Source organism: Alkaliphilus sp. B6464, assembly GCF_018141165.1.
In the GTDB taxonomy this organism is placed as follows: Bacteria; Bacillota; Clostridia; order Peptostreptococcales; family Natronincolaceae; genus Alkaliphilus_B.
The window spans coordinates 1,266,030-1,279,979 of the sequence record NZ_CP058557.1; the positions used below are offsets into that span (position 1 = coordinate 1,266,030).

Genomic DNA, 13,950 nt, shown 5'->3' on the forward strand with positions numbered 1-13,950 from the left:
GCATTTATACATTTGCTGGGTATAATGTATCAAAGACTAATATTATTAATAATATGTAGTAAACAATAAAAATAATATCTGTTATGGGGGGATGAGTATATGTGGACTAGGGAACAAATTAAAACAAGAGCAAAGTCAGTACTTAGAGGATCATATTGGAAAGCCTTTTTAGTTAGCATTATTCTAGGTATTGCAGGTGGTGGTAGAGGAGGATTTAATTTTAGGTGGAACATTAACAGTAATGATAGAGGGTATGGAAGATACGTTCCGCAATCAATTATGGATAATGCAAGACATATGATTCCATATATTATTTCAATAGCTACTATTGCTATTATCATAACTTTATTAATATTCTTATTTAGAATATTTTTAGGCTATGCTATAGAAATCGGTGGCAAGCGCTATTTCGTTAGGGCAGCAGGTAAAGATGTTGACTTAAATAACATCGGATATTCTTTTAATGGTGAAAGGTATAAGAACATAATAAAAGTTATGCTCTATAGAGGTGTATTGATAATTTTGTGGACTTTACTGTTTGTTATCCCAGGTATTATAAAATCATATGCCTATAATATGGTGCCTTATATTTTGGCAGATAATCCTCAAATAGGATACAAAAGAGCAATTGAGATAAGCAACGGTATGACAGATGGCGAGAAGTTTAACATGTTTATACTAGACCTATCCTTTATAGGTTGGTATATACTAGGTGCATTAGCTCTAGGAATAGGAGTTCTATTTGTTAATCCTTATGTACATGCAACACATGCAGAATTGTATTTAGTATTTAGACAGAAGGCTATAGACAGTGGAATATGTTCTGCAGAAGAATTAATGGTGGATAGATTAATATAATGACCACAACAAAAAACATTATTTTTAAAATATTGCAATAAATTAAAAGGTATGTTATATTGATTATAGTAAATACTATTATTGTAAAAAATCTCAGGAGGTACCATGGAATGAAAACTAAGACAAACAAACAAATCAAGAAAATTAAATATGATTATTTTGTTTGTCAGGTAAATAGGTACCCTATTTTTGTTTAGCTTTTTTGCACATCCTTTTTGTATTTAATTTAAAAAGTTTATTAATTATTTAATTGATTAGACTAATATAAAAGGCAATGTAAATACGTAGGCTATGGGTATTATTAATCCATGGCCTTTTAATGTTGTGTAAAAAAGGTTTTGTTAATCAATGGGTATTAAATGTTTCTATATAAATTAAGCTCATATTTCTAAAATAAAAGGGAACCTCGACAAACTTATTTGAGGTTCCCTTTTTGTGTTTCGTTTTAAATAATTATTTGCAAGCTTTAACACTATTAATTTTAAGGAGGAAGTATGAGTTTATGGAGATTATAAATATTGGTATTCTTGCCCATGTAGATGCTGGAAAAACTACAGTAACAGAGCATCTTTTATATAAGAGTGGTTCCATAAAAAAGCTTGGCCGTGTAGATGACGGTGATACACAAACAGATTCCATGGAGCTTGAACGCTCCAGAGGTATTACAATAAAAGCCTCCACCATTGCGTATGAATGGAAGGGCGTAAAAGTTAATATTATAGATACTCCTGGCCATATGGACTTTATCGCAGAGGTAGAAAGGTCACTTAGGGTCTTGGATGGCGCAGTACTTGTTATTTCTGCTAGAGAAGGCATTCAATCACAGACAAGGATTATACTTGAAACACTAATTCAAATGAAAATACCTACTGTTATATTTATCAATAAGCTAGATCGAATGGATGCGGATTCTCAGAAGGTAATAGATGAACTTAAAAGAGAAATGTCGGTAAAACTTGTTCCGATCCACAAAGCAATAGATGAAGGTACAAAAAATGTTAAGATTGAAAATACTATTTCAGATAATTATGTAGACGAGGATGTATATGAAATATTGTCTGATCTTGATAATAGTATACTGAACAAATATATAAATGAAGAAGCCATTACATTTGATGAGGTTTGTCAATCTATTTGTAAATATTCCAAAGAAGGCTCATTGTATCCTGTTTTTATGGGAGTAGCACTTTCCAGTCTTGGTATTGAAGAACTTTTAGATGGCATTAATAGGTGCCTTCCAACCACTAATAATTGTGGAGAAGGGGAGGTGTCTGGTGTAGTTTATAAAATAGGAAGGAGTAACGATAATCAGAAGTTAGCCTACGTCCGCATGTATAGTGGGACTATTAAGCTCAGGGACACATTTAAGGTAATGGAGGGTGAAACAATTGATAAAATAACAAAAATCCAAGTGTTTCATAATGGAAAACTATGTGAAACAAATAAGTTAATGGGTGGAGATATGGGCATAATTTCAGGACTAAATCATTTTCGTATAGGAGATATTGTTGGATCTCCTAATGAGAAGATAAAAAATCCATCATTAACAAGACCAACCCTAAGGGTTAAAGTAAATGTCCATGAAAAAGAGGATAAAAATAAGCTTTTTAATGGATTATTAGAATTAGCTGAGGAAGATCCTCTATTAGAGTGTGATATTGATCCAATAGAGAATGAAGTTTATATAAGTATTTTTGGTGAGATACAAATGGAAATTATTAAAGATTTATTATCATCTAAATATGGAATAGATTTGAATTTTTCAGAGGTTATGACAATTTATAAGGAAACTATAATTCAAAAAGAAAGGGCATCTGCTAACATGTTTGGGCGTACAAACCCTTTCTATGCAGCCGTTGATTTTGAAGTTGAGCCATTAAAAAGGGGCGAAGGATTGAAATATGTTTCTCAGGTTTCATCTGGGTATTTGTCAAAATCCTTCCAAAATGCAGTTGAAGAAGCTGTATTTCAGACATGCCGCCAAGGTATTTATGGTTGGGAAATTACAGATATACTTATAACATTTAAGGATGCTATTTATGACAGTGTTATGAGTACACCTTCGGATTTTAGAAATTTAACACCTATGGTATTAATGGAGGCTATTTATAAAGCTAAAGCCAAACTTCTTGAACCTATTTATGAATTCCACATTAAAGTACCAAAGGAGGCAGGCAGTCGAGTCGTTGTTGACTTACAAAATATGAGGGCTACATTTTCTGAGACAGGAAGCTCGGATAATCAGTTCTACATAAAAGGGTATGTTCCTATAGAAACCTCAAAAAACTACAGTATTAAATTAGCCTCCTTTACCGAAGGAAAGGGGATATTCTATACAAAGTTTTATGGATATATAGATTTACCGGAAGATGTTATAAAAAGCAAATCAAAATATGGCTTAGATCCTCTTAATAAACGAAAATATTTACTTCAAAAGTCATCGGCAATTAAAAACTAATCTAAGTTATATGGTCATAAAAGGAGAGATATAAATGCTTTTAAACGTAAACAGTATTACAAAATATATAAAGGATAAAAAAATATTAGAGAATGTATCATTTAAGATATATGAAAAACAAAAGATAGGCCTTATTGGATCTAACGGAGCAGGTAAGAGTACATTGCTTAAAGTTATTATGAGGGAGATTATATCAGATGATGGAAGTGTGGATGTAAGGGGCAATATAGGTTATTTGCCCCAGGATTTTTCCATGGATGAGGATAAAACTGTAGAGGAATTTTTAAATGAATACGAATTTCATCATAATTTAATTCCTACTTTAAACAGACTTAACATTAATGACAAGTATAAACAGAGAATAGAAACTTTAAGTGGTGGAGAAAAGACAAGATTATATATTACTAGAATTATTCTTTCAAATCCTCAGTTGCTTATTCTCGATGAACCTACTAACCATTTAGACTATGAAGGTATTAAATGGCTTGTGGACTTTATATCTAAATTTCAAGGTGGAGTTTTAATTGTAAGCCATGATAGGTACTTTTTAGAAAAAACCGTAAATAAAATATTAGAATTAGAAAAAGGAAGTCTAAGGGAATATAATGGTGGATATTCCTTCTACAAAGATACTAAGGAAAAGGAATTTGAAAGAGAGATAATTGCCTATGAAGCCTATAAAAAAGAAAAAAAGAAGCTAGAATTAGCAGCAAGAAAAGTAATGGAAAGGTCTAATAAATATAACAACATGTCTCAAAATGACTTCTATAGAGGTAAGGCTGCAAAAATAGCTAAAAGATCGAAGGCTATTATTTCTAGGCTAGAGCAGATGGAGGAGGTTTCCAAACCTAATCAGCCATTAAAAATAAATTTAGCCTTTGATGAAGAAGGGAAAAGACTAGGGGATATTTTAGTTAGGGGAGAAAAATTAAAAAAGGTATATGAGAATACAATATTTGAAAATATTAGTTTTCAAATTCAAAGAAATAAGAGAATTGGAATTATAGGTAAAAATGGTGTGGGAAAGAGCACTCTTTTAAAAGTCATAGTTGGAATTGAAAGCGTTGAGGGAAATCTTACTATTTCACCATCGGTACAAATAGGTTATTTTTCCCAAGAATTAAAAAATTTAGATGAGAATTTAACCTTATTAGATGAAGTAAAAAAGATTGATGCAGATCAAAGTAAGGTAAGAAATTTAATGGCATGTATGCTTTTTAAAGGGGAGGATGTATTTAAAAAGATTAGCAATTTAAGTTTTGGAGAAAGGGTAAGAATTATTTTTTTAAAACTTATTTTAGGTGGATACCAGCTTTTAGTTTTAGATGAACCTACTAACTTTCTAGATATTATTTCTAGAGAAAAAATAGAGGAGGCACTATTAGATTACGAAGGTGCTATTTTATTCGTTTCTCATGATCATTATTTTGTTAGAAGAATGGCGCAGGAAATATGGGAAATGGATAATAATGGCATAACTAGATATTTAGGTGACTATGAATATTATTTAGATAAGAAAAGTCAAAGGGGAGATAAAAACAATACAATAGCAAAGGAGGAAATATTAAATCTAGAAATGGAGATTTCCACTATTTCCTTTAAGCTTATTTCCTGTAGTGATAACGAAAAAAAGGAACTTGAGAAGAAGTATTTAGAAGTCTTACAACAGTTGAAATATCTAAAAAGCAACTATTAAACAAACATAGCAAAGGTCCTACTTAGGATAGGGCCTTTCTCATATTAATAGCATTAAACTATGAGTAGTATTCTTTGGGATAAAACTAATTATATGGTATAATATTCCATAGGGAGAGAAAGTTAATTTTATTATCTAAGATATTAGCTTTCTATCTATATTAAGCATATGTTAAACATTGGAGGGATAGATGTGGAAATCAATAGAGAACCAATGGTTTATATTGAAGATCTAAAAATGAAATATGGGGATAAGGAAGTGTTGAAAGGTATTAATCTTGAAATACATAGGGGACAGATTATAGGTTATATAGGACCTAATGGGGCAGGGAAAAGTACTACAGTAAAAATATTGTTAGGTATAATAAATGGATATGAAGGCACAGTAAAAATATTTGGCGAGGATATTTCTAGCGGTAATGTGGATTATAAAAGGAGAATAGGCTATGTGCCTGAAACTGCAGATATATATGATAGTCTAACAGCATACGAATATCTTACCTTTATAGGTGAAATCTATGGGATGGAATTAGAACAAATCGATGAAAAGGCAAAAAAACTTATGGCATTATTTAATATTGAGGAAGTATACCATTCTAGAATTTCTTCCTATTCAAAAGGAATGAAACAAAAACTTCTTATTATTTCTAGTCTTTTACATAATCCAGATATTTTATTTTTTGATGAGCCCTTAGGTGGGTTAGATGCTAATAGTGTTATGATTTTTAAAGAAATCCTATCGGAGCTGGTACATAGAGGAAAAACTATATTCTACTCATCCCACATTATGGATGTAGTCGAGAAAATAAGCGATAGAATTATATTGTTAAATGACGGACATATAATTGCCGATGGAAGCTTTGAAGAATTAAAGGAAAAGAGTAGGGAAGGTTCCCTTGAAAATATTTTTAACCAATTAACAGGATTTAATCAACACAAAGAAATTGCAGAGGAATTTGTTGCAGTATTGCAAGGGGTGTAGATATGAAGAATTTTATGTCTTTACGATTTATAGATAGGTTTAGCTTTATTTATAGTATGATGGGTATCGATTATGAGGTAATGAGGAAAATATTACAGGTAAGGCTAACTATGGATGGCCGAAGAGTTCCTACAATTATGACTAATGACTCAAAGGAGGAAAAAGAAAATTCATTTAAAAAGTCACTACTTATGTATGGTTTAATTGGGCTTGGTGCTATGGCAGTTATAATCCCAGATTTTCCATTATTTTTTAAGATGAATATTATTTATGCTATCATTTTATTTATGGTAATGACAACTATGATTTCAGACTTTTCATCTGTACTTTTGGACATTAGAGAAAAAAATATATTGCTCTCTAAACCAATTGATGCAGGAACTATGAATGCAGCAAAGGCAACCCATATTTTAATTTACTTGCTAAGCATAACCATAGCAATTGCAGGACCTGCCTTAATAGCAGGCTCCTTTAAATACGGCATTCTATTTGGCATGGTATTTTTTCTACAATTAATATTAGTTTCAGGATTTGTTATTTGGGTTACTTCTCTACTATATTTTGTTATTCTGTTTATCTTTGACGGTGAAAAGCTAAAGGATATTATTAACTATTTTCAAATTATGTTATCTATTATTATGGCTTTTGCTTATCAATTTGTGGGGAGAATTTTTGCAGTTTTAGATTTGAATATTGTCTTTACACCTAAGTGGTGGAGCTATTTAATTCCTTCGGTTTGGTTTTCAGCCCCTTACGGTATTTTAATAGATAAAAGCTACGATGCTCACTATATTCATTTTACAATTATGGGTATTTTGGTACCAATTTTAGGTATAATAGCATATTTTAAAGTTGTTGCTCCTTACTTTGAAAAAAGTCTTTTAAAGCTAAACAATAATAGTGGTAAACAAAATAAAGTAGCTGAAGCTAAGGGCAGGAGGCACAAGAAGATAGCAAATATATTTTGTTTTAAGCCTACAGAAAATATATTTTTCCGGTTTACACAAAATATGGTTTCTAATGAAAGAAATTTAAAGCTTAGGTTATACCCTAGTCTAGTAATTGCTGCAATAGTCCCTTTATCTTTTATTGTAGTAAACTTTGATAAAAGTAGATCCTTTGCAGAATCACTGGCAGAAATATCAGCAGGTAGAGGATATTTTTCAATTTATATTACTGTAGGTTTACTGGCAATGTCAATTTCTAGCATAGCCACCAGTGAAAAATATAAAGGTGCATGGATATATAAAACCTTACCAATTAAAAATCCTGGTTCAATTTATAAAGGTGCATTAAAGGGTTTTTTCATAAAATTTATATTGCCTATATATTTATTTGTAAGTATTATATTTTTAATTCCATATGGGCTTAACATACTTTTAGATATTGGAATAATGTTTTTAACACTAATTTTAGTAATTATAGTACTATTTCACTGGGGTGAAAAACGACTTCCTTTTTCTGAAAATTTTCAACATAATAAAGGTGATAGTATAGGATTGGCTATAACCTCCATGATTTTCATTGCTATTACTGCTGCGCTACATTGGAATTTAAGAGAAGTACCTATTGCATTGGCTATATATATTGCACTTTTGTTAATATCTTTATTAATAATGTGGATAAAAAGCTTTAAAATTACTTGGTAATGTTAATATTTATATAATATTTATTAATCACAAGTATATGATATAATAGTAAAAAGAAATTATACGAAAACATGGAGAGGAATTACTATGAAAAAATGTTCTATATGTAATAAAAATATGGCAGTAGTTTTTGCAAGTAAGATGGAAAATGGGAAATCTGAAATGAAGGGTATATGCATAGAATGTGCTAAAAAAATGGGCTTGCCTATAATAGATCAGTTAATGGAACAAACAGGTATGACTGAGGAAGAAATATCTGGTTTATCTCAGCAGATGAACAATGTATTTGAAGAGATGGACTTGGAGAACATGGATGGAGATAACTTTCTAGGCAATTTATTTAAAGGTTCTTTTAATCCCTTTAAAAAGGATAGTGAAGATGAAGTAGATATAGAAGAAGATGAAGAGTTTGGTGAAGATGATCCTATAGAAGAAAAACCTAAGGATAAGAAAAAGAAAAAAAACAAGAAGAAAAAATATTTAGATACTTATGGAACTAATTTAACAGATAGAGCAAAAAACAAAGAAGTAGACAAAGTAATTGGTAGGCATAAGGAGATTGATAGGGTAATACAAATTTTAAATAGAAGATCTAAAAATAACCCAATATTAATTGGAGAGCCTGGTGTGGGTAAAACAGCTATTGCAGAAGGCTTAGCAGTTCGTATTATAGAAGAACAGGTACCTGCAAAACTATTTAATGCAGAGGTTTATTTATTAGATTTGACAGCTATTGTTGCAGGAACCCAATTTAGAGGACAGTTTGAAGGAAGAATGAAGGCTATTATACAAGAGGCTCAGGAATGTGGAAACATAATTTTAGTAATAGATGAGGTTCACAACATTATGGGAGCAGGAGAGGTTCATGGTGGCGTTATGAATGCTGCAAATATTTTAAAGCCTGCACTTGCCCGTGGTGAAATACAGGTTATTGGTGCAACTACATTAGATGAATATAGAAAACATATTGAGAAGGATTCTGCCCTAGAGAGAAGATTTCAGCCAGTGTTAGTTGAAGAACCTACGGTAGATGATACTATTGAAATTTTAAAGGGAATTAAAGGCTATTATGAAGATTATCATAGGGTTAAAATATCTGATGAAGTAATAGAGTCTGCTGCAAAGCTATCTGAAAGATATATTACAGATAGATATTTGCCCGATAAGGCAATTGATGTTATTGACGAGGCGGGATCTAAGGTGAACCTTAGAAATCAGGGGCTTGTAGAAATTGAGTCTTTAAAGGAACAGCTAAAGGCTATAGAAGAAAAAAAGGCAGAAGCTGCTAAAAACAATGACTATGAAAAGGCTGCTCAGTATAAAGTAGATGAGTGTAAGATTTTAGATAGAGTAGCAGAACTAGAAGGAGAAGTAAACAACAGCTCCATTACAGTGGAGGATGTAGCTTTTGTAATTGAATCTTGGACTAATATTCCTGTAGGCAAGATTACTGAAGAAGAAGCTAGCAGGCTGTTAAACCTTGAAGAGCATCTTCATGAAAGGGTAATAGGTCAACATGATGCCATTAGAAGTTTATCAAGAACTATAAGACGTAACCGTTCTGGTTTTAGAAAGAAGAAAAAGCCAGCTTCATTTATATTTGTGGGTCCTACTGGAGTAGGAAAGACAGAGCTTGTAAGAGCCTTAGCTACAGAGCTATTTGGTAGTGAGGATGCTATGATTCGTGTAGATATGTCTGAATATATGGAAAAGCATACGGTTTCTAAATTAATAGGTGCTCCTCCAGGATATGTAGGGTATGATCAAGGCGGGCAATTAACAGAGAAGGTTAGAAGAAAACCTTATTCAGTTATACTTTTAGATGAAATCGAAAAAGCTCATCCAGATGTATTTAATATGCTGCTTCAAATTTTAGAAGATGGTAGGCTAACAGATAGTCAAGGAAGAACTGTATTCTTTGAAAATACTGTAGTAATTATGACATCTAATGCGGGTACCCAATTAAAATCGAGTGGTATAGGTTTTGGTAAAAGGGGTTATGAGGCTTTAGAAAATCGTGTTAAAGAAGCCTTAAGAGAAACCTTCAGACCAGAGTTTTTAAATAGAGTAGATGAAACTATTGTATTTACACAGTTATCTAGGGAAGAACTACGTAAAATAGTAGATCTTATGTTAAGGGATGTAATTGAAGATGTTAAGGAAAAAGATATGACAATTACAATTTCCGAAGAAGTTAAGAACTTTGTACTAGAAAAGGGTTATGATGAAAAATATGGTGCTAGACCTTTAAGAAGAACAATACAGAGATATATTGAAGATGAAATTGCAGAAGAATATATTAAAAAGCAATTTACAGCAGGGGATCATATTAAAGTAGATTTAAAAGATGATAAGGTTGTATTGAGTAAATAGATAAAATAGACATCAGAGACAGATTGCAGAATTATTTTGCAATCTGTTTTTTAAAAATATAGACATAGCTTTTTCGTTTTAATAAAATTGTGTTTTATATAAAATTAGTAATTACTCACTATCTAAATTTAGATTATGCTCATTTGCTTTGTTGTTCATATTGTGTTAACCATTTGCTGAATATATCCATAGCTTTATGAATGATACATAAATTAACCACCATAATTATAAAGCCTAAAATAGAATAGAAAACAACAGTACTCAACTGGAACAATTGTACTATATGTCTAATGATATAAATACAGATAGGCAAACAAATAATGCTTGTAATAATAGCAGGTACATATTTTCTTACTATCAATGTTTGAAAGCAATGTATTACTAAATGTAAAGTAAATGCAATAAACAAACCTACCCATAGGTTATACCAATTCGTCAAGTAAGAAATGACTGTAACTATGCTAATCAAAATAAATTCTTCCGCTACACCAAATGCGAAAGATGATGTTGTAATATTATCAAAATGAGGTAATAACCTTTTTGATAACATAGGAAATCTTTCACATAGATAGCGTCTATTTTTACTTATCCACGGTTGCATGAAAATTATTTCTTCAAAATCGTGAAAAATAAAAAGTATAGGGAAAAACCATACCATTACTTTTATATCATTCATTGTTATACCCCCCTAAAATTCTATTATATAAGCCATGTTTACATTTTATTACAAATATGTATTACATTATAGTTTGTATATATGTTAATTATAGCATTAGTTTTAATATAATTTTATAATTAAACAAGTATCCGTTCATTCTAAAAGATTTTTTATCTTCTAGAGATTAGTTGCTTTTGTATTATTAACATATTTAGTAATCTCAACGCCTAAGAAAATAACAGAATTGCTATCTAATAATTTCATTGCTGTAATAAACTTCTTTTCTTTATAATATATTTTTATTTTTCGTAAGACTCTTTTTGTTGGTTAACTTGTTTCGTCTTACACTATATAAAAGAGATTTAAGTTAAAATAGTCAACCAGTTTTTAAAATTTTGCTATACGCATTATAAATTCCAAATTTTACAAAATATTTATTATATGGTAAAGTAAATATATAAAAAAGGAGTGATACTATGCAAAATATAAACTGTAATATAGTCCATTTGGGGCACAGTAGCTTTTTAGTAGAGACTAAAAATAACATATTAATATTCGATTATTTTAATGATATTCCTGTTCTTCCGGAAAGAAGTATAAAAAATGGAGTACTATCTCTAGAAGATTTTAAAACTGACAAAGATATCTTTGTATTTGTAACCCATAGTCATAGTGATCACTATAATCCTGTAATATTTCAGTGGGAAAATGCAAATCCAAATATAAAATACGTTTTAGGTAGTGATGTGAAGGAAGAGGTAGAAGAAGATCGCTTTTATTATATGAATCCTTATGAAACTCTTCAAATAAAGGACGTAAATATAAAAACATATGGTTCTACAGATAAAGGAGTATCCTTTTTAGTCGATGTAGATAGTCTTGATATATTCCATGCAGGAGACCTAAACTGGTGGCATTGGAAGGAATTTACTGAACAAGAGCTTAAAAGAGAGGAAGAAGATTTTAAAAGGGAAGTAGATAATATCATAGGAAATAATATAGATGTAGCCTTTATACCAGTTGACCCAAGACTTGAAGAGTTCTACCATTTAGCTGGAGTATATTTTGCAGAAAAAGTAAAACCAAAGTTTTTAGTTCCTATGCACTTTAGAGATAATTTTTATGTATGTAAAGATTTTGTAGAGCAGTTAAAGGATAGTTCTGTTAAGGTTGTAGAGCTTACACATGTGGGGCAGAGGATTGGGTTTAGCAAATAGAAAATATGTATGGAATTATTTATTTAAGAATTGATAGTATTTAAGACAATAAATCCTCGTTGTGTATGGTGTCGTGGCCTTTTTTAAACAAGTATTATGACTTATGCCATTTTTTGTATCTAGAATCTGTTGGCGATTTTATCATATTTTAAAATTTGCACAACTTAAGTAATTGAATTAGATGAAAATGAATAAAAAAGAAGGCTCTTGATTATTAAGAACCTCTTTATAAAACTTATAAAGTTAATAGTTATTATAAAACATTTCACATATACATTTTGTAATTATTCCTCTTTAAAAAGAAACTTTAATCATTTTCATGTTTTTTATATTTTTTATATGTACTCACTCCTATTGCGAAAATAATTAATATGAATATCGAACAAACGTATATAGTATTAGCCCAAAATTTATAGTTAGGATTTATAAAAACCTCACTATAACTTTTCATTTCATCAAATTTTGACTTATATTTAATAGTGGTAAGAATTAAAATAATTATACTATTAACACTAAAAATTAACAGTGTATATGCACGTTTTAGTAGTTTTTCTTTCAATTTTATTACCTCTTTCCATATAATTATTTTATATCCTTCTAATATATTATACTATATCTTTCGGATTTGTAAAATAATTACTAAAATGGATTTTATTATATAAAACTGAATTAGGGTGATAATTAAATTATAGCCCCTAATTCGGATTAGCGGAAACTATATCATTATACGGTGTAAATTGAATTCTAATTTTTTGATCATTAGTACCTTCTTGAAAAACATATAATTTAAAATCTGTATTACCATTATTAATAGCCATAATTAAACTCTCCTTCTTTAATTTTTATTTCTGCAAGATTCTTTCTGTTGGCCAACTCATTTCGTCTTACACTATATAAAAGATGCTTAAGTTAAAATAATCAACCACTTTTTAAAATTTTGCTATATGCATAATAGATTACAAATTTTATAAAATATTTATTATATTGTAAAGTAGATACATAAAAAAGAAGAGATATAATAGGTGAAGATATAGACATAGCATTTATCCCAGCTGACCCCAGACTTGAAGAATTTTATCATCTAGCTGGAGTATATTTTGCGGAAAAGATAAATCCTAAACTTCTAGTTCCTATGCATTTTAGAGACAATTTTTACATATGCAAGAATTTTGCAAAGCAGCTAACTAACAGCTCTGTAAAAGTTGTAGAGCTTACGCATGTGGGGCAAAAACTTCAATTTAATGTGTGAAGCTTAGTTGTTTCACTAATATATTAAATTATAGTGTTTATGCGAGATGAAGAGTTTTGGAATGAGTTAGTTAAAAATAATGAAAATTACCGCCTAGTAAGAAGACGGTAATTTTTTTAAAACAGCAATTATTCTGGTTGTAAACTGTTTAATTTCCAATCTCCATTTTCATAGGAAAATATCATAGTAATAACAGGTATGGACTCAGTATTTTTTGCATATATTTCATATCCAGTTGTAAAAGTTGTTTTATCAGTTGAAAGTATATAGTATCTTTGTCTTAGAACTGGTGTTTCTAGGAAGTTAGATAAATCATATATAGTTTCACTATTGTTATCTGTAAAGATTATTCTATCTGGTAGAACTTTAGCATTATTTGATACTTCCGTTTCCAAAGTAGTTAGGTCTTTTTCTATTAAGGCTGTATAAATATTTCTTGCTTTTATGTCTAGTATATTACGTAGTTCATATTCTGTTTTATAATGTTCTTTTATAGTTTGATTCTCTATTTCTAATTCTGCTATTCTGTTTTTAAGTATTTGGTTATCTTCAGTATTTACGGTAGTTTTACTACTAAGCACAAGGTAACTAATTAGAAGTCCGATTAATATAAACAAAATAAATAATGGTTTATTTTTAAGCATAGAGCCCTCCTATCAAATCATAATTAATAATGTATGAGTAAATTATATCATATAATTAATGATATAACGATAAAGTATAAGCTTAATATTGAGTGAGGAGTAATAATATATTAGAAAATGCTACTGAACTATGCCAGTGGCATTTTCTAATAATTCATTATACTAAC

Annotated in this window: 10 protein-coding genes; 7 read left to right on the forward strand and 3 right to left on the reverse strand. The window is 30.0% G+C overall.

Going from position 1 to position 13,950, the window contains the following annotated elements:
* Positions 1 to 99 precede the first annotated feature (99 nt).
* The 6 genes from HYG84_RS06135 (at position 100) to HYG84_RS06160 (ending at position 10,015) form a co-directional block, all read left to right on the forward strand.
* Positions 100 to 858 (forward strand): DUF975 family protein, encoded by a 759-nt coding sequence (locus HYG84_RS06135; RefSeq protein ID WP_212381302.1) that lies wholly within the window; start codon positions 100 to 102, stop codon positions 856 to 858.
* Between the two features lie 502 nt (positions 859 to 1,360).
* Positions 1,361 to 3,316 carry a tetracycline resistance ribosomal protection protein gene (tet, locus tag HYG84_RS06140; RefSeq protein ID WP_212381304.1) on the forward strand — a complete coding sequence of 652 codons (1,956 nt, stop codon included), beginning with the start codon at positions 1,361 to 1,363 and terminating at the stop codon, positions 3,314 to 3,316.
* Between the two features lie 34 nt (positions 3,317 to 3,350).
* On the forward strand, positions 3,351 to 5,012 hold the full coding sequence (gene abc-f / locus HYG84_RS06145; protein ID WP_212381306.1) for a ribosomal protection-like ABC-F family protein: 1,662 nt from the start codon (positions 3,351 to 3,353) through the stop codon (positions 5,010 to 5,012).
* A gap of 192 nt (positions 5,013 to 5,204) precedes the next feature.
* Positions 5,205 to 5,993 (forward strand): ABC transporter ATP-binding protein, encoded by a 789-nt coding sequence (locus HYG84_RS06150; RefSeq protein WP_330655593.1) that lies wholly within the window; start codon positions 5,205 to 5,207, stop codon positions 5,991 to 5,993.
* Between the two features lie 2 nt (positions 5,994 to 5,995).
* Positions 5,996 to 7,642 (forward strand): hypothetical protein, encoded by a 1,647-nt coding sequence (locus tag HYG84_RS06155; RefSeq protein ID WP_212381308.1) that lies wholly within the window; start codon positions 5,996 to 5,998, stop codon positions 7,640 to 7,642.
* An 87-nt stretch (positions 7,643 to 7,729) separates the two neighbouring features.
* Positions 7,730 to 10,015, forward strand: a complete 2,286-nt coding sequence (locus HYG84_RS06160; protein ID WP_212381310.1) for an ATP-dependent Clp protease ATP-binding subunit — start codon at positions 7,730 to 7,732, stop codon at positions 10,013 to 10,015.
* A 139-nt stretch (positions 10,016 to 10,154) separates the two neighbouring features.
* Here the strand turns inward: HYG84_RS06160 and HYG84_RS06165 are convergent, their stop codons facing one another.
* Positions 10,155 to 10,691: an HXXEE domain-containing protein gene (locus tag HYG84_RS06165; RefSeq protein WP_212381312.1), complete on the reverse strand. Its 537-nt coding sequence runs from the start codon at positions 10,689 to 10,691 to the stop codon at positions 10,155 to 10,157.
* A gap of 458 nt (positions 10,692 to 11,149) precedes the next feature.
* Here HYG84_RS06165 and HYG84_RS06170 point away from each other — a divergent pair, with 458 nt between their 5' ends.
* A complete protein-coding gene (locus HYG84_RS06170; RefSeq protein ID WP_212381314.1) occupies positions 11,150 to 11,890 on the forward strand; it encodes an MBL fold metallo-hydrolase in 741 nt (246 codons plus the stop codon).
* A 695-nt stretch (positions 11,891 to 12,585) separates the two neighbouring features.
* Here HYG84_RS06170 and HYG84_RS20505 read toward each other — a convergent pair.
* Entirely contained in the window at positions 12,586 to 12,708 is a 123-nt protein-coding gene (locus HYG84_RS20505; RefSeq protein WP_256442581.1) for a hypothetical protein, read from the reverse strand.
* Between the two features lie 559 nt (positions 12,709 to 13,267).
* Positions 13,268 to 13,783, reverse strand: coding sequence for a hypothetical protein (locus HYG84_RS06175; RefSeq protein ID WP_212381316.1), 516 nt, complete (start codon positions 13,781 to 13,783; stop codon positions 13,268 to 13,270).
* Between the last annotated feature and the right edge of the window lie 167 nt (positions 13,784 to 13,950).